This window comes from Methylomonas sp. EFPC1, assembly GCF_016925515.1.
GTDB classification, from domain to species: Bacteria; Pseudomonadota; Gammaproteobacteria; order Methylococcales; family Methylomonadaceae; genus Methylomonas; species Methylomonas defluvii.
This window is the reverse complement of sequence record NZ_CP070494.1, coordinates 358869-374655: the sequence shown is the minus strand read 5'-3', so window position 1 is coordinate 374655 and position 15787 is coordinate 358869. Positions and strand designations below refer to the sequence as shown.

Annotated in this window: 14 protein-coding genes; 5 read left to right on the top strand and 9 right to left on the bottom strand. The window is 55.2% G+C overall.

Going from position 1 to position 15787, the window contains the following annotated elements; all coding sequences use genetic code 11:
- Nucleotides 1-3 precede the first annotated feature (3 nt).
- The 3 genes from JWZ98_RS01695 (at nucleotide 4) to JWZ98_RS01685 (ending at nucleotide 3959) form a co-directional block, all read left to right on the top strand.
- Nucleotides 4-1527 (top strand): FAD-binding domain-containing protein, encoded by a 1524-nt coding sequence (locus JWZ98_RS01695; RefSeq protein ID WP_205452793.1) that lies wholly within the window; start codon nucleotides 4-6, stop codon nucleotides 1525-1527.
- 70 nt (nucleotides 1528-1597) lie between these two features.
- Nucleotides 1598-3202 (top strand): cryptochrome/photolyase family protein, encoded by a 1605-nt coding sequence (locus JWZ98_RS01690; protein ID WP_205452791.1) that lies wholly within the window; start codon nucleotides 1598-1600, stop codon nucleotides 3200-3202.
- Between the two features lie 181 nt (nucleotides 3203-3383).
- Complete coding sequence (locus tag JWZ98_RS01685) at nucleotides 3384-3959, top strand: DUF2452 domain-containing protein (protein WP_033158531.1); 576 nt, start codon at nucleotides 3384-3386, stop codon at nucleotides 3957-3959.
- 267 nt (nucleotides 3960-4226) lie between these two features.
- Here JWZ98_RS01685 and JWZ98_RS01680 read toward each other — a convergent pair whose 3' ends face one another.
- The 6 genes from JWZ98_RS01680 to JWZ98_RS01655 all read right to left on the bottom strand — a co-directional run bounded on the left by JWZ98_RS01680 (nucleotide 4227) and on the right by JWZ98_RS01655 (nucleotide 10758).
- Nucleotides 4227-5324: an IS5 family transposase gene (locus tag JWZ98_RS01680; RefSeq protein ID WP_205450272.1), complete on the bottom strand. Its 1098-nt coding sequence runs from the start codon at nucleotides 5322-5324 to the stop codon at nucleotides 4227-4229.
- A 216-nt stretch (nucleotides 5325-5540) separates the two neighbouring features.
- On the bottom strand, nucleotides 5541-6062 hold the full coding sequence (locus JWZ98_RS01675; protein ID WP_205452789.1) for a hypothetical protein: 522 nt from the start codon (nucleotides 6060-6062) through the stop codon (nucleotides 5541-5543).
- A 551-nt stretch (nucleotides 6063-6613) separates the two neighbouring features.
- Nucleotides 6614-7666, bottom strand: coding sequence for a MerR family transcriptional regulator (locus JWZ98_RS01670; RefSeq protein WP_033158529.1), 1053 nt, complete (start codon nucleotides 7664-7666; stop codon nucleotides 6614-6616).
- 126 nt (nucleotides 7667-7792) lie between these two features.
- Entirely contained in the window at nucleotides 7793-8197 is a 405-nt protein-coding gene (locus tag JWZ98_RS01665) for a hypothetical protein (protein WP_033158528.1), read from the bottom strand.
- 90 nt (nucleotides 8198-8287) lie between these two features.
- Nucleotides 8288-10105, bottom strand: a complete 1818-nt coding sequence (locus tag JWZ98_RS01660; protein ID WP_033158527.1) for a hybrid sensor histidine kinase/response regulator — start codon at nucleotides 10103-10105, stop codon at nucleotides 8288-8290.
- Nucleotides 10105-10758, bottom strand: a complete 654-nt coding sequence (locus JWZ98_RS01655; RefSeq protein WP_033158526.1) for a response regulator transcription factor — start codon at nucleotides 10756-10758, stop codon at nucleotides 10105-10107. The genes JWZ98_RS01660 and JWZ98_RS01655 overlap by 1 nt, the downstream gene beginning before the upstream one ends.
- Nucleotides 10759-11194: 436 nt before the next feature.
- On the opposite strand from JWZ98_RS01655, the gene JWZ98_RS01650 reads away from it, so the two are divergent.
- Both JWZ98_RS01650 and JWZ98_RS01645 read left to right on the top strand, forming a co-directional pair.
- Nucleotides 11195-11608: a hypothetical protein gene (locus tag JWZ98_RS01650; protein ID WP_205452787.1), complete on the top strand. Its 414-nt coding sequence runs from the start codon at nucleotides 11195-11197 to the stop codon at nucleotides 11606-11608.
- 124 nt (nucleotides 11609-11732) lie between these two features.
- On the top strand, nucleotides 11733-12425 hold the full coding sequence (locus tag JWZ98_RS01645) for a hypothetical protein (RefSeq protein ID WP_205452786.1): 693 nt from the start codon (nucleotides 11733-11735) through the stop codon (nucleotides 12423-12425).
- A 204-nt stretch (nucleotides 12426-12629) separates the two neighbouring features.
- Here JWZ98_RS01645 and JWZ98_RS01640 read toward each other — a convergent pair whose 3' ends face one another.
- The 3 genes from JWZ98_RS01640 to JWZ98_RS01630 form a co-directional block, all read right to left on the bottom strand.
- A complete protein-coding gene (locus JWZ98_RS01640; RefSeq protein ID WP_205452785.1) occupies nucleotides 12630-13259 on the bottom strand; it encodes a DUF998 domain-containing protein in 630 nt (209 codons plus the stop codon).
- Nucleotides 13246-15063: a hybrid sensor histidine kinase/response regulator gene (locus tag JWZ98_RS01635; RefSeq protein ID WP_205452784.1), complete on the bottom strand. Its 1818-nt coding sequence runs from the start codon at nucleotides 15061-15063 to the stop codon at nucleotides 13246-13248. The genes JWZ98_RS01640 and JWZ98_RS01635 overlap by 14 nt, the downstream gene beginning before the upstream one ends.
- Before the next feature lie 164 nt (nucleotides 15064-15227).
- On the bottom strand, nucleotides 15228-15620 hold the full coding sequence (locus JWZ98_RS01630; protein WP_051670333.1) for a hypothetical protein: 393 nt from the start codon (nucleotides 15618-15620) through the stop codon (nucleotides 15228-15230).
- Nucleotides 15621-15787 lie beyond the last annotated feature (167 nt).

Genomic DNA, 15787 nt, shown 5'->3' with positions numbered 1-15787 from the left:
GCGATGAGCTATAACCTGGTCTGGTTCAAGCGCGATCTGCGGGTACACGACCATGCACCGCTGCTTTACGCCAGCCGCAACGCGCCGGTGCTGTGTTTGTTCATCATCGAACCCAGCTTGTGGGCGGCCGACGACGTTGCCACGCAACACTACCAATTTTTACGCGAAAGCCTGCTTGATTTGGAACTTGCCTTGCGCAAACGCGGCGGCGGCTTGCGTATCGAAGTGGGCGAAGCAGTGGCGGTTTTGCAGCGGCTCTGGCAGGAGGCGCCCTTCCTGGCTTTGTATTCGCATCAGGAAACCGGCAACTGGCTGAGCTTTCAGCGCGACTTGGCCGTGCAAGGCTGGTGCCGGGAACACGGTCTGTGTTGGCACGAGTTTGCTCAATTCGGTGTGGTGCGGCGCTTGCAAAATCGAGACTTGTGGAAAGCACATTGGGACGCGCTGATGGCCGAACCCTGCCTGGAACCTCCCGTTTGCGATTGGATAGCGCTACCTGAACCTCTCACCTGGCCCAAACCCAAATCCCTGGGCTTACTTCAGCCCGACCTGCCGCTGCGGCAACTGGGCGGCCGCCGCCAAGGCATCGAAACCTTGCGCGACTTTCTGTTCGAGCGTTGCGGCTCTTATCGCGGCGGGATTTCCTCGCCGTTATCCGCACCGACGGCCTGTTCGCGGCTTTCTGCTTATCTGGCCTTAGGCTGTTTGAGTTTGCGGGAGGTCGTGCAAGCCACCCGCCGCCAGTTGGCTGCTTTACCGCGCGGCGATGCCCGTCGTGCCGGTTTGACGGCCTTCGTCAGCCGCTTGTATTGGCATTGCCATTTCATGCAAAAGCTGGAAAGCGAACCGGAACTGGAATTTACCAATCTGCATCGCGGCTATGACGGCTTGCGCGAAGCGGACTGGAATCCGGCGCATTTTCAGGCCTTAAGCGCAGGCCAGACGGGTTGGCCACTGGTCGATGCTTGTGTGGCGATGTTGAATCAAACCGGCTGGCTGAATTTTCGCTTGCGGGCCATGCTGGTATCGGTAGCCAGTTATCCTTTGTGGCTGCATTGGCAACCGGTTGGCACTTGGCTGGCCCGGCAATTTCTGGATTACGAACCCGGCATCCACTGGAGCCAGATGCAAATGCAGGCCGGCACCACCGGCATTAACACCACGCGGGTGTATAACCCGATCAAACAGGCCCGCGACCATGATCCGCACGGCCATTTTGTCAGACATTGGCTGCCGGCCTTACGCAGCGTGCCCAAAGAATGGCTATTCGAACCCTGGCGGATGCCGGTAAAACTGCAACAACAATGCGGCGTGAGGGTCGGTGTGGATATTGCCGAACCGCTGGTCGATCTGGAATCCGCTACCCGGCAGGCCAAAACCCGTCTTTACCAAGTGCGAGGCCGCGCCGACGTGAAAGCCGCCAAGGCGGCTATCGTCGAGAAACACGGCTCGCGAAAGCAGCCCACCCGCCGCCGACCAACCCAAGCCGCAGCCGGCGACTGGGTACAAACCCAGCTGGATTTTTAATGCACCAAAAAGCCTTGCTGCCTGCCAAGCTCTGCGCAGTCTGCGGTCGCCCCTTCTTGTGGCGTAAAAAATGGGCCCGAGACTGGGATACGGTGAAATATTGTTCAGAGCGTTGCCGCCGGCAACGCGGCACGGCGAAAACCGCATGACGACCTTGCGGCTCATTCTGGGCGACCAGTTAAATCCGCGGCACAGCTGGTTTGGGCAAACCAATGGCGACGTGGTTTATACGCTGATGGAAATCCGCCAGGAAACCGATTACGTCTTGCATCATGCGCAAAAAATCATCGGCATTTTTGCGGCAATGCGCGATTTTGCTCAGCATTTGTCGGCCCAAGGCCATCGCGTGCACTACCTGCCAATTGACGATAGCGGCAACCGCCAATCGCTGACTGCCAATTTGGATGCGTTGATTACGCAGTATCGGGTTAAGCATTTGGAATACCAACTCCCCGACGAATGGCGTTTGGATCAGCAATTGCGCAGCTATTGCCAACAGTTGGCCATCAGCAACCGAGCCTGCGACAGTGAGCATTTCTATAGCCAGCGCGAGGAAGCCGCAGAGCTGTTTGGCTCTCGGCCGCATTGGCTGATGGAAATGTTCTATCGGCGCATGCGCGTCAAACACCGGGTGTTACTGGCAGACAATCAGCGCCCGATGGGTGGACAATGGAATTACGACCACGACAACCGCAAAGCCGGGCCCGGCACGCCGCCGATACCCACTGACACTCGGCCCCGCCACTACCACACAGCAATTTGGCAAAGCATCCTCGCGGCTGGCGTGAATAGTTTCGGCGTAGCCGACGCCGATGATTTCCGCTGGCCGCTGAATCGCACCGAAGCCTTGCAACAACTAGACACCTTTATCGCCGACGGCCTGCCGCAGTTCGGCGATTTTCAGGATGCGATGAGCCGGCGCAGTTGGCGGCTGTTTCATTCGCTGCTGTCGTTTGCGCTGAACACCAAAATGCTCAATCCGCGTGAAGTGGTCGAACGCGCCGAACAGGCTTATCGCCAAGGCCATGCGCCACTGGCGGCAGCCGAAGGCTTCATCCGGCAGATTCTCGGTTGGCGCGAATATGTGCGCGGCGTGTATTGGGCAAAGATGCCGGACTATGCCGCGCACAATTATTTCGACCATGACCGACCATTACCCGTCTGGTTCTGGACCGGCGAAACCCGGATGAATTGTCTGGCAGCAGCCACCGGCCAATCGCTGCAATATGCTTACGCTCACCACATCCAGCGGCTAATGGTAATCGGCAATTTCGCCCTACTGGCGGGCCTGGCACCGGAAGCCGTGCATCGTTGGTATCTGGGCGTGTATATCGACGCCTTTGAATGGGTGGAATTGCCCAACACGCTGGGCATGAGCCAGTTTGCCGATGGCGGCTTACTGGCCACCAAACCTTATGTATCCAGCGCCGCGTACATCGACCGGATGAGCGATTATTGCAAGGGCTGCCACTACGACAAAAAAGCCCGCACTGGCGAGCGAGCCTGTCCATTCAATGCGCTGTACTGGGATTTTTTTATCCGCCATCGCGACAAGCTAAATCACAACTCGCGCCTGAGTATGGTCTATCGCAATCTGGACCGGTTTGCGGCGGCTGAGCTTGAGGCGATAGCCCGGCGCGCGGAAACAGTGTTAGAGGATTTGGAAAGGCTTTGAAAACAAAGACTATACCCGATTGCCGCCGCTCGGTGATTCATCGCTATAGGCGTGATATAAACTCTCCTTCTCCCTCCGGGAGAAGGCTAGGATGAGGGGAAAACCATCAATGATCGTTCGAATTCTCTGCGTTGATTAAACCTGCTGGATACTGTTTTTGTAAACTTAGCGAATACTTGGAATGATGAATTTAACAATTAAACCGGCCAATCCTCAGGGAAAGGGAGCTGTTGCTGTATTGGAAAGTTTGCAGCAAGCCAAAAAGCAGCTGATTGCCCCCGCCAAAACCATTCAGCAGATCAGCAGCGATTTATTTACCTCTCTGTTTGTTCTCAATAGCCAAATTCGGTTTAAACCGACCACGGGGCAAGCGTATTGGATGTATTTTAAGGATGAGCAATACCGCCTGTCGTTGATTGCCCCGGAACAATGGCTGTCAAGCCAGTCCGGCCGATTCATAGGCACTTGCGAATTGCAGTCGGATTTAACCTGGACTTTGGCCTTATCCGAGGCTTGCGCCAATGACGGTGCGTTTATCCAAGAGATTGCGGATCAGCGCCGGCAACTGGAACAGACACTGCAACAAGCCGAAAAAATCGACGATGTATTGCCGGTCTATATGGAAACCCTGCCTTACTATTCCCGAGTACTTGCCGCGACGCTGGCCTATTCGCTGAAGCAATCCATGCAAAAATCGGGTATTTTGGGTTTGAATTTTCGGCAAGCGGAAAAGTTACTGATAAACCGTATCGATTAAATAATCTTGCAGACGATTCGATCCAAAGTCGTTGATTTTGAGGCGTTAAAATCGGTAGTCGAGCCTAAAGCGACAGTCAGTTGAGCTTCCCAATGACCGCTAACAGGCTGGTGAAAAACCCGCCGATATTTCCCCTTACCCACGATGTAAGTGATTTTTTCGAGTTGAAATCGGTCATGACATCGAGTTTCAAGCGTTTTGCCCCGGTTTCAAGGGCTTTTTATTCGCCTGAAGCCGTCTGTGGACGGTTTTCAGGCGAACTTCACCCTAGGCGGGTGCACTCCACGCCGGTTTCGGCGTGAACACCAATAGGTTGAGCATGCGCGTCAGGTTGTAGGCGGCAAAGCAAAACAAGGCCTGACCCGCGACTTTGGCTAAGCCGATGTGACGAGTTTTGCGCAGGCCGCCGACCGTTTTGACCCAGCCAAAGGCTTCTTCGACGATTTTGCGGCGCTTGAGACTTTGGGCGTAACCTTTGCCGCGCGCGGTGCGGCCATCGACGGCACTGCCGGTCTTTTTGCGGGCCACATGGGCTTTGATGTCACGGGACTCGAGTCCGTTGACGAACGCCGCTTGGTCGTAGCCTTTGTCGGCACCGACGCTGCCGCCTTGGGGCACGCGGCGTTTGATCATGTTTTGCGCGGCTTCGATTTCGGCGGTGCCGGTGGCTTGAGTGGTTTCGACATCGACAATCAGGCCGTTGCGATTCTCGGACAAGGCATGGGTGATGTAACGCAGTTTGGCCTCGGTGTATTCGCCTTTCTTGTAAAGCCGGGCTTCGGGATCGGTCGTACTGTGGTGGGTGGCGTTGCTGCGCTTTTCGCCGCTGAAGTCGACCTCGGGATTGCGGCCGGCGGGTTTGTCCGGGCCGCTGCCGTCTTTTTTAACGAAGCTTTTATGCGAGGCCCAGGCTTCAATGAGGCTACCGTCGACGCTGAAGTGTTCGTCGGACACCAGATTTTGCCATTCGGCTATGGCCAGTACCCGCTCAAAAAATTCGCGACTCAGGGCTTCGGACAGCAGGCGTTCGCGGTTGGCGCTGAACACGCTGCGCTCCCAGACAGCATCGTCGATACCCAAACCAACAAACCAGCGAAACAACAGGTTGTAGTCCAGTTGTTCCATCAACTGACGCTCGCTACGGACCGTATACAGGACTTGTAACAGCAAGGCGCGCAGCAGTTTTTCGGGGGCAATCGAGGGACGGCCAGTGTGCGAGTAACGCGCGGCAAAGACGGCATCCATCGAGGCCAGTACGCCATCGACCAACAGCCGTAAACGGCGCAACGGATGCTGCTTGGGAATGCGGTCTTCCAGGTTGATGTAGCTGAACCAGTTGTTTTGGATAGCATCGTGTCCGCGCATTGAAAGGCTCCAAATTTAGGTAGCCTATTTTAACAGTTGGCGGCTCATCTATGCCTTAGCTTACTTGGCTTTTCGAGTTTTTCACCAGCCTGCTAATGGATACTAATCTGAATCTGGTTTGTGGAAGTAGGCTGGGTTGAATGATAATGAAACCCAGCTAGAAGCCATTAAAGCTGAGTATCGCTGGCTCTCCACCCAGCCAACGGCCCTGAAGGGTTAATTATTTGAGATTTTTTTAATTAAATTAAAAATCTCTTTTGGATATTCACTTTTAAGCTGTTGTAATTTTGATAGATGCTCTCTAATACGCTCCCCATTCTCATATTTTTCAAGCTTTACTTTGAATACTTGATCTTCAACTAACGAAAAGTATTCTTTAGGATACATGTAACCTTTAACAAAACCATAGCCAGATTTCACTAAGGTTATTGCAATTTTATCTTCATACAGCTCAACTTGTAGCCCTTTATGTCGTTCATGTATATTTTCTGCGTAACCAGCGCTTGGCTCTGCATCCAGATAATCTCCATTCCAAGTATATTCTTCGAATGGGCCTGCTCCATTGATATGCGAAAATGCTTCAGAATTCAGACAGGCGGTTTTCCAAGAACAGAATGGATGTTTAACATTTTTATTCAGAACCTTGGTTAAGAAAGCCATAGCAATTACCTTTTTAAAATTAAATAATACAATAAAAACAAACACATATAGTGTATTGCGGCATTCGTTATTGGTCAATAAGGTGATTTTTCTGTTAACAGTAGATAGCGGAGTGCTAAATAAACATATATGAACTAGTGGTTGTTATTTAGGATACATATTTCGGTATCCCTACTAGTTAATGTTGCAGCGAGTTATTAATAACAAGGTGTGAAGCTAGTCTTATTAGTAGCTTATTGTTAGTAGAACACTAGCAAGTAGCCTCGATGAAATCGAGGATTCGAAGACCAACGCCTTTCAATTGTCGATGTTCGTCTGATAACGGTCAGAAGAGCCCCTCGATTCCGCTAACGCTGCATCGAGGCTACGCAAGACCAGCTCAGGTCGTACAGACATAAACGCTATTAGGTGACTATCCATTCCACTGCGGTCACTGAAGCCGAAGTGCGATGTTGAGCTAATGGGCGATTCCGCCCAAACTCTCGGAAAAGTTCTCCCCTCGGACTGTTCCTAAACAACAAAGAGCGTTGTTGATTTCGCACTTCTGTCAGCCTCACATTTTGGTTAGCAACTTATTCTTAGACTGAGCCACCGGGTTCGGTAAAAGAAGGCCAACCTGCTCATTCACCTTAGGCTACACAGCTCTCCGACAATCGGGCTTGACGCAGTTCGGCCATCGCCTGAAACACATAAGCCAATAGCGGCTGGTCGATAAACGTACCAAAGAACAGGTAGGGTTCAGCCTGGTTCGCGGCACGAATTTTGGCGTGGGTTTCCGGATCGTCGCCGGCGTAGGCGCGGAACAATTCCAGCCACGTCCGCGCCAGTTGCTGCATGCGCGAATCGTTCGGCGGTGTGCTGTCTTCCCTGTGTTGGCGTATCGCGGCGATCAGTGGTGGCCACTCGTCGGCGCGCTTGCCGTAGTTTTCGCGCATAAAGCTGAATTCATCGGCTGCGAGGTATTTTTCGTAGATCGTCAATTTGGTCTCGATGAACGCGCGCTGGATGTAAGCGACGACTTCCGGCGTCACGCCGGTTTTGGCTTGCATCGTCGGTTCGCCGACCATCATGGCGTTGAGTTTAACGAGTAGCCGAGGATCGCCTTGGGTGTCGCGTTCCAGCATGCTGATCCATTGCCTTGCCAATTCCTGGGCCTCGGCACTCTCGGGCGCGACCCCGGCCTGCATCGCTTCGTGCACCGCTTGAACCAGTGCCGCCCATTCGCCGGCGGTGGAGGTCTCGTCTATATCCAGTAGCGGCAAGCGCTTTAAGTCGGTGGCGGAAAAATATTTATCGTACATGGTCATCATCTCCAATGTGGTTAGCCAATCGGCAAGCTCCGGTTCTTCTCCGCGCATCAATTGCAGTTGCAGGCCGGACAGGCGGTCACGCAAGGCCTTACTTTGCGCGATCTGCTGGTCCAAGGCTTCAATCTGCCGTTCGACGATAGTCGCTAAATTCAGTCCGGGGTTTGCCAAAATGTCTCCGATGTCGGCCAGCGACAGCCCAAACCGCCGTAAGGCTTGAATTTGATGCAATCTGGAAATGTCCGCCCGGTTATACAGCCGGTAGCCGCTATCGGAACGCGCGGAAGGCTTAAGCAAACCGATGCTATCATAGTGGTGCAAAGTACGGACCGTCAGTCCGCAGCGTTTGGCAAGATCGCCCACTTTAAGCAACATGGTTTGGCTCCTTCGTTATGCGTGCCGCCAGCATAGAGCGTGACGTTGCGTCAGGGTCAAGCACCATGGTTAAGATAAATAGATTGGAACTGGGTTATTAAACTGTTGATGGCAGCGTCCTGGGCCTCAAGCCATCACATCCAGTTTCGGCGGCAAGGCCATGCCGTCGAGACGTTTAACGTTGCTCAACACTTTTTCCAGAAAAGCGGTGTCTTCGTGACGGCTTTTCTGAAATTCGATCTGCGCTTCGATCTGGCCCAAATAATCCACCTTCACGTCGCCGGCATCCCCTGCGCCGGAGGAGTTGATGGTGGCGGTGGGAATATAAGGCACGACATCCAGCAAACCGTCCACGCCGGATTTGATCAAGGCGTTGATTTCATTGAGCGAGACCCGGCGCATATCGACGGTCCGCGGCGCTTGGCTTTGATCGGCTACCTCGGCGGCTTTAGCGATTGCCGGCGACGGCAAAGTTTTTCCGCTGACTGCGCGGCTAGCGGCAAGGTTGGGTCCTATGTTCGAAATATTCATCGCAAACTCCTGGTTTTAGGGTGTGTGTCCATCGCACCCAGCAAAATAAACGCCATTTGTTGAGGCTTGGGATTGTCGAATTGGCGTCTTTTACGAGTAGTTATTGTCGGCCGCCGGCAATAGCCGGCTCAGCAGGGCATGTAACGCCACAGGGTCCAAAGGCTTATGCAGCACCAAGTAACCTTCCTGCTCGGCTTGGGCCAAAGCCGGGGAATTGAATTCGCCGCTGACCATCGCCCCGGCGGCATCCGGGCAGCGTTCCAGCAAGGCTTGCAGCAACTCGAAACCGCTTTCGCCGGAGCGCAGGCGCTGGTCGCAAAAGATGGCCTGCGGTTCAAAGCCGGCATCGAGCAAGGCCAATGCATCGTTGGCGGAGGCGGCGCACGCCGTTTCAACGCCCCACGAATTCAATAAGGCTTGCCAGGCGTTGCGCACTTGCGGTTCGTCGTCGATCACCAGACAGCGGCCGCTCAGCGTTGCGGCTTGCTCGACCGGTGCGACGGGCTGGTCAGCCGCCATAGCCCACCGCTCGTGGCTGGGAGCGGCGGCCGGCAATCGCAACCAGAAGCGTGAACCGCGGCCTTCCCGCGAACTCAAGCCCTGGCTGGCGCCCATCAAATCCGCGCAACGCGCCACTACCGCCAAACCCAAACCGTGTCCGGCGTTGTCGATGCGCCAGGCATGTTCGGGGCGGAAGAACGGCGAATAGATACGCTGTTGATCATCTTCGGCGATGCCGACGCCGGTATCCCAGACCTCGAACTGCCAGCAAGCACTGCGCCACCGCGCCGCCATCAGCACCCCGCCTTGCTGGGTATAGCGCAAGGCATTTTGCATCAGGTTGATCATAGACTGGCGCAACAACATGGCATCCGCGGTGACTAAGGCCCGGCCGCCGCTCAACCGCACTCTAAGATCGATTTGCCGTGAGCGGGCCTCTTCACGAAACAACGTGGCGACATCGTTCATCAGCGGGTCCAGCGCCACGGTTTGCAGATTGACCGGCTGGGCGCCCAGCTCGATCCTGGACAAATCCAGCAACGAATTGAACATCTGTGTAATCGATTGCACGCTTTGTTGCAGATCTTGCAATGCAGGCTGCAAACTCGGTTCCTGATTGCGGCGAGAAATCGATTCTATTAAAAAACCCATGGCATGCACCGGCTGGCGCAAGTCGTGGCTGGCCGTGGTCAGGAATTGGTTTTTGGCGCGTAAGGCGGCTTCGGCTTCCTCCTTGGCGCGCCGATAATTCTCGGCCAACTTGGCGCTATCTTCTTCCAGTTTTATTTGCTGCAGGAAAAAGCCATGGGCAATCGACGAGTGCCGGTGTATCGATAAGACGTAACTGACGCACAGAGGCATGATTAAGTGCCAATGCTCGGGAAACGCCCATGGGGTCAACAGTGTGCAACCGCCCCAAGCGGCACCGAAAAACCGCTGAAACGCACTGAATACCGGTGATTGGTGGGTGGCGTTAGCCGCCATGATTGCCGCCAAACTCATGTAAAGCAGCAAGGTATATTCGAACGGGACCCGACCGGCGATGATAAGCACCAGCGCCGCCAAGCCGAGCCCATGCGCCAAGGCCATGCGCAAAATGATGGGTAGCCAATGGGCGACTGCCGCATGCGGATCAAGGCTGGCCCTGTCACGCAAGTATTGCCGCTGTTGCAGGCGCACGGCAAGCACGACCAGAAAATACGACACCGTCCACGCCAGCAATCCCAAGACGTCTTGATCGAGTTGATGCTTCCAATACACGAAGGGCAAGCCTACAAACGGGATAATGGTGATCCCGTACACCAGCCGGTTATGCGTCATGTCCAGCAATCGAGCTTGGCCGGCCGGGCTGATGTCGGCAAAGCGCAGCGGCTTGCTGTCCGTTGAATCGGCCAGTGTGGCTTGCATCAGGAGCCTTCCAGCTTTTTGCCGCGCAGCATGGTAATCACCTCGATCCGGTTGCGGGCCCCCAGCCGCTCCAGAATACCGGTGACGTGCTCCTTGACGGTTTGCTCGGACAGCGACAGGTTCAAGGCGATGCGTTTGTTGGGCAAGCCTTTCAGCATCATCGCCAGCACCTGGCCTTGGCGGGCGGTCAAACCCAGCTCGGCGGCGGTGACCGGCAGTTCCTTGAGCGGCTGATTGCTGCCTGTCACGGCAAATGGACCGCTGTGAAACCAAGTGTCACCCCGCAGCAACGCGGCCACGGCACGGCCGAAAATCTCCGGCGCTTCCTGCTTGTGCAGAAAGCCGTCGGCGCCGGCCTCGCGTGCCTTGTCCGACACGGCCGAATTGTCGTCCGCGCTGATTGCCAGCAAACGTGTCGCCGGGTACTGGCGTTTCATTTGCACTAGCAACGGCAGCGACGCACCTTCCGGCAGCCAAAAATCCACCACGGCCAACGACGGCGGCTGGGCGGCATCGAGAATCGCCCAAAACTCGGCGATGCTGGATACCGGCCGAGCCTGACCGAAGCCGCAATGCGATAGCAAAAAATCGGCGATACCGCTCGCCGACAGCGGATGGTCGTCGATAACCAACGCACTAGCCGAATTTGTCACGCTCAACTCTCCCTAATGGTCGATAGCCTGGTTCGGCATTTTGCGTCGAACCAGGCTATCGCTAAAACATGCAAAATAATTACATCTTAACAAACAGCCGATGCGCCCCAATACCCTACTACGGTAGGGTTACGCCGCCGCACCGCGCTTCCGATAATGCTGCCCAGGCTCGTCGCCGTCCATCGGGGTTCCGGGCATTTTCATCCCTGCAAAACGGCTGTTTGGAGAACGCTTTTTGATCTCACTGATTTATTAATCAATAAAAGCAGCCCATGACGAGTTTTATAAGACATTCGATGCCGTTACATCAACCTTAGGTTTATCAATTAAAAAGAGGCGACGCTATGAAAACGTACTTTCCATTGTTACCGGTTATGGTTGTTTTAACCCTTGGTGGGCATGCTTTACGTTTGCGCGGCAATGACAAGGAGAATCCATGAAAAATGTTATGACCATGATTGCCACGTCCATGCTCTGTTCATGCGGTTTTATGACGCCAGCCAAACAATATGCGGGCGACACGCTTAGCGCTGACGAGATTGCGGTAATCCAAAGTGTTGTGGGCACCCCTTTTGCCGATGCCTATCACGCGACCATCATCGGCTATACGAAGATTGAAGCCAACGGCGCGGGCGAACAAAAGGCATTTGGCTGGCCGGGTTTTACGGACTACCCCAGCGAGATTCATGTCTTGCCTGGAGAGTACGACATTCAAGTCTATTGCTTTAAAGGATTTTCGAGTCATAGACCCAAGAAAACCCTGGTTTTACAAGCAGGCCAAACCTATTTGCTCAAATGCGATGTCCGAAGCGATCAGGCGTTTATCGGGGTGAGCTCGCGAGCCAACTAGCCAGTTAGGTCGATTGGGTTTTACCCGCCATGGTTAACTCGATCTATTGTTTTTGCCCAGTCGAAAACCATCTTCCGAGACCAACGCGCTGTTTAGTAATACATTACAAGAATGGCAATAGCTGATGCCAATGATCAAATCGGCGCCACGCAAGTTTGTCTTATGCCTGATCGTCTCTCTGTCGATACATCTTGGGATAGTGTTGACGTTGACCGATATAGACCGGCCGAGAAAATCGGCGGACCGTTTGACAGCGCTATCGGTGGAATTCAAGATCCTACGCTTAGCGGAACAAGGCAGGCAAAATCAGTTGCCGCTAAGCCCGCCGCCCAGGTTGGCTGGAGGCAGATCGAGGACGCCACCAAAGCCGGCGCCGATTTTGCCGGATCATGGCGGCTCTTCGCCGAGGCAAACGAACAACGCCGCGCCGCGGACCGACGGGGCTGCGAATCCTGCACACCCCGAGTCTGCCAAACTCGACCTATCCAAGGTATTGGACGATATGCGCCAAGTCGCCCGAGAATCGTCCGAACTTGCAGGGGGAAATAAGTTTGATCGCCGCAAATTGGCGGTTGCCCCGGAAAATCTTAAGGCGCCGGATAGCAGGCCCGTACAAGAATCGGAAACCTATACGCTTCCCAACGGTTACCAGCGCCGATGCGTCGTCAACGCGGATGGCAAAAAGCAATGTATGAGTAAAGAGGCGGATGATGGCAGTATTTGGAACGCTAAGATTTATTTACCGGACTCGCTGCCAGCCGACGGCAAATCCATCGAATTCGCTCGACGTCTACAGCAGGTTGTCGGCAAACATTAGCGCCATCGGTCGGCTCGATGAAGTTGCATGATTTTTGGCATTGATGGCTAGGCCACTAAGCGCACCCGAGCTAGATGTCGGTTGCATCGCTTGCTTTATCGACCGCCCGATGAAGGACTTTTTTCCGCTTGGTAGCTTTACGAAAAAAGCCTGGTTAGAGTCAAGGTCGTGTAACGTTTAATACCACTTGCGCCTTTTATTCGGTTACCTTGCGATTGCAATGGGGTCAATATAGAGGCGGGCCAATTGCACAGCACTCGCTAACGTCAACCAGCCGAACAACACGCTTTCGGCAATGCGTTGAATCAGGCCCCTGTAGTCCGCCAGAAAAGGGATGGCCAGCAACACCAGAACCGTCAGTACCAGCACGCCGGAAATTTTCAAAGGGATGGCGATGCGGGAGCCGGGAATACGCCCAAACAGCAGCAAGCCATAACCGCCTCCCAGATATTCAAGCGCACCGAACAGGTTATGAATTTGCTGGCGCCAGGAGCCCATCAGCGGAGAGCCGGGATCGCACGGGAATAGCGCGCAAAAGACATAAGCCGTTCCCACCCAGGAAAACGCCAGTAAGCCCCGGAGTAGCGTGGAGTTCTGCTTGAGCGTGCGGTACTGGCAGGCCAGCGCCAGCCATTGCATCAAGCCCACCGGCAGGAAAAGTCCGTAATTGATTGGGTCCGCCAAGGGTGTCCCGAACGCAGCCAATTCGCTAATGGTCTGGCGCATGGCGTCGTAGTTGGGGAGCGTTTGGGCGTAGTGCCAGTTACCCCAAGCCAACAGACCTGAGGAAGCCAGCCCCAGCCATCCGGCAAGACTATTGTTAGGCGATTGCATTTTTCTTGGCTATCCCTGTTAGCGGATTGGATGGCAATAGCCGGCTCAGCACGGCGTACAAGGCCTCCGGGTCCAAGGGCTTATGCAGTATCAGGTAACCTTCCTGCTCGGCTTGGGCCAGGGCCGTCGAATCGAATTCGCCGCTGATCATCGCCCCGGCGGCGTCTGGGCAGCGCTCCAGCAAGGCTTGAAACAACTCGAAGCCGCTTTCGCCGGCGCGCAGGCGCTGGTCGCAAAAGATGGCCTGCGGTTCGAAGCCGGCATCGAGCAAGGCCAAAGCGTCGTTGGCGGACGCGGCGCAAGCCGTTTCCACGCCCCACGAATTCAATAAGGCTTGCCAGGCGTTGCGCACTTGCGGTTCGTCGTCGATCACCAGACAACGGCCGCTCAGCATTTCGCCACGGCCGGCCGGCGCAAAGTCCCGGTCGCGCGCCACCGCGCGCCGCTCCTCGATGCGCGCGGACGGCAGCCGTAGCCAAAACCGCGAGCCTCGGCCTTCCCGCGAACTCAAGCCCTGGCTGGCGCCCATCAAATCCGCGCAGCGCGCCACCACCGCCAAACCCAAGCCGTGACCGGCGTTGTCTATCCGCCAAGCATGTTCGGGGCGGAAGAACGGCGAGTAAATCCGCTGTTGGTCATCTTCCGCGATGCCGACCCCGGTATCCCAGACCTCGAACTGCCAGGCGTCGCGGCGGCGGCGAGCCGCCATCAGCACGCCGCCGCTTTGGGTATAACGCAAGGCATTCTGCATCAGGTTGATCATCGACTGGCGCAGCAATAGCGGGTCGGCGCGCACCGAGGCTTTACCGGCGCTGGTGCGCACGCGCAGCTCGATTTGGCGGACGCGGGCTTCTTCCCTGAACAGCGTCGCGACGTCGTTCATCAACGGGTCCAAGGCCACGGTTTGTAGATTGACCGGCTGGGCGCCCAGCTCGATCCTGGACAAATCCAACAGCGAGTTGAACATCTGCGTGACCGACTGCACGCTTTGCCGCAAATCCTGTAAGGCTGGGCCTAACAGTAAATCCCGGTTGCGGCGGGAAATGGATTCGATCAAAAAGCCCATGGCATGCACCGGCTGGCGCAAGTCGTGGCTGGCCGTGGTCAGGAACTGGTTTTTGGCGCGTAAGGCGGCTTCGGCTAGATCCTTGGCGGCGCGGTAGCCTTCTTCCAGGAATATCTGTTGCAAAAAAAACCGGTGCACGAGCACCGCGTGTTTGTAAATCGACAGAATGTAGAGCGCAGTCAGCGGCATCACGTAGGGCCAATGAGCTGGAAATACCCACGGCATTAGCAGTGTCGAGACGCCCCAACTGGCAGCGAAGAAACGTTGGAAAGCACTCAGGATAGGCGACTGGTGGGTGGCGTTGCCCGCCACTATCGACGCGCAGGTGACCAGAAACAGCATCGCAAACTCAAAGGGATAGTCGCCGCTGCACATAATCATCACCGGTACCGACAGGCTGAACCCGTAAAGCAGCGCCAGCGCATGCACCTTGCGCAGCCAATGGTGCATTGCCCGTTCGGCGCCCAGTTGTGCGCCGTCGCGCCGATAGCGGCGGAACAACAGACGGACGGCCAGCGCCACCAATGTAAAAATACTGGCCCAAGCCCAAAAGGCGCGAGCGTCCCGGTCGATTTGATGCAGCCAGACAATAAACGGTGCCGCTACCACGGGGATCAAGCCAAAACCGAAGGCGATACGCCCGAAACTCAAGTCCAGTAGGCGTAGTTGACCGTTTGGACTGATGTCCGAGAAGCAAACCGCCCCATCTTGGCGAGGATTAGAAAAAAGCTTTTCCATTTTGCTATTCCGATTCTGTTGCCGCCCAGCCTTGGCGCCGTTAGTCAGGTTTTCGTGTCCGGATACTCCTTCGTTAACATGCGGTTTTATAACCTTCCGCTAGCCATCGGCACTGCGGCAAAGGAGCACGGAGCGTCGCCTTGAGCTCCGTGTCGAGTCTTACTTCAGCATTTGCCCGCCGCCTGCAGCAAAGCGTTGCAACTTGCCTTGTTGGTTTTGCCTACGTCGCTCGATCCTTTGGTGAAATCGGTGCACATGGCGTCCGCTCCGCTTGCCATGCCCCAGGTCGCGAATTTACCAAACCCCGACGGCTCTAAAATCTCACATTTAAAGGTCGCCCCGTCGTCAGTTTTAACGGTGTACTGCATGCCGTTATAACCGGCGGGGGCTTCGGTTGCCTGTGAATGGGTGATTTTGAAGTTGCCCATTTCACGGCCAATCGCCATTGATATTTTGCCTTCCGCTTTGTTGCTTCCCTGGGCGGGAGGGTTGCTTGCCGTTGTGGCACAGCCGGAAAGGATCAAGAAGAAAGTTACCGTTACAAATTTTTGCAGCATTTTGATTCTCCAGCGCTCCGATTGATAGAAGCGCTGGGCACAGGAGCGAAAAATATGCCTAACGCAGGTAAGCAAAGGCGCTTTGGTGGCTTCCAGAGGCCAAAGCGCTCGAGATTAACGCGGTGTTATGGGTTGTTTTTTTGCAGGCGCAGCCAATTGTCGCGTCT

What these genes read in the sequence shown, in the direction of transcription:
- JWZ98_RS01660 (WP_033158527.1), bottom strand. Translation starts at nt 10,105, where the DNA reads ATGCAAGCCACACTGGCCGATTCAACGGACAGCAAGCCGCTGCGCTTT.
- JWZ98_RS01630 (WP_051670333.1), bottom strand. Translation starts at nt 15,620, where the DNA reads ATGCTGCAAAAATTTGTAACGGTAACTTTCTTCTTGATCCTTTCCGGC.
- JWZ98_RS01690 (WP_205452791.1), top strand. Translation starts at nt 1,598, where the DNA reads ATGGGCCCGAGACTGGGATACGGTGAAATATTGTTCAGAGCGTTGCCG.
- JWZ98_RS01665 (WP_033158528.1), bottom strand. Translation starts at nt 8,197, where the DNA reads ATGAATATTTCGAACATAGGACCCAACCTTGCCGCTAGCCGCGCAGTC.
- JWZ98_RS01645 (WP_205452786.1), top strand. Translation starts at nt 11,733, where the DNA reads ATGCCAATGATCAAATCGGCGCCACGCAAGTTTGTCTTATGCCTGATC.
- JWZ98_RS01650 (WP_205452787.1), top strand. Translation starts at nt 11,195, where the DNA reads ATGAAAAATGTTATGACCATGATTGCCACGTCCATGCTCTGTTCATGC.
- JWZ98_RS01685 (WP_033158531.1), top strand. Translation starts at nt 3,384, where the DNA reads ATGATGAATTTAACAATTAAACCGGCCAATCCTCAGGGAAAGGGAGCT.
- JWZ98_RS01635 (WP_205452784.1), bottom strand. Translation starts at nt 15,063, where the DNA reads ATGGAAAAGCTTTTTTCTAATCCTCGCCAAGATGGGGCGGTTTGCTTC.
- JWZ98_RS01640 (WP_205452785.1), bottom strand. Translation starts at nt 13,259, where the DNA reads ATGCAATCGCCTAACAATAGTCTTGCCGGATGGCTGGGGCTGGCTTCC.
- JWZ98_RS01670 (WP_033158529.1), bottom strand. Translation starts at nt 7,666, where the DNA reads ATGTTGCTTAAAGTGGGCGATCTTGCCAAACGCTGCGGACTGACGGTC.
- JWZ98_RS01695 (WP_205452793.1), top strand. Translation starts at nt 4, where the DNA reads ATGAGCTATAACCTGGTCTGGTTCAAGCGCGATCTGCGGGTACACGAC.
- JWZ98_RS01680 (WP_205450272.1), bottom strand. Translation starts at nt 5,324, where the DNA reads ATGCGCGGACACGATGCTATCCAAAACAACTGGTTCAGCTACATCAAC.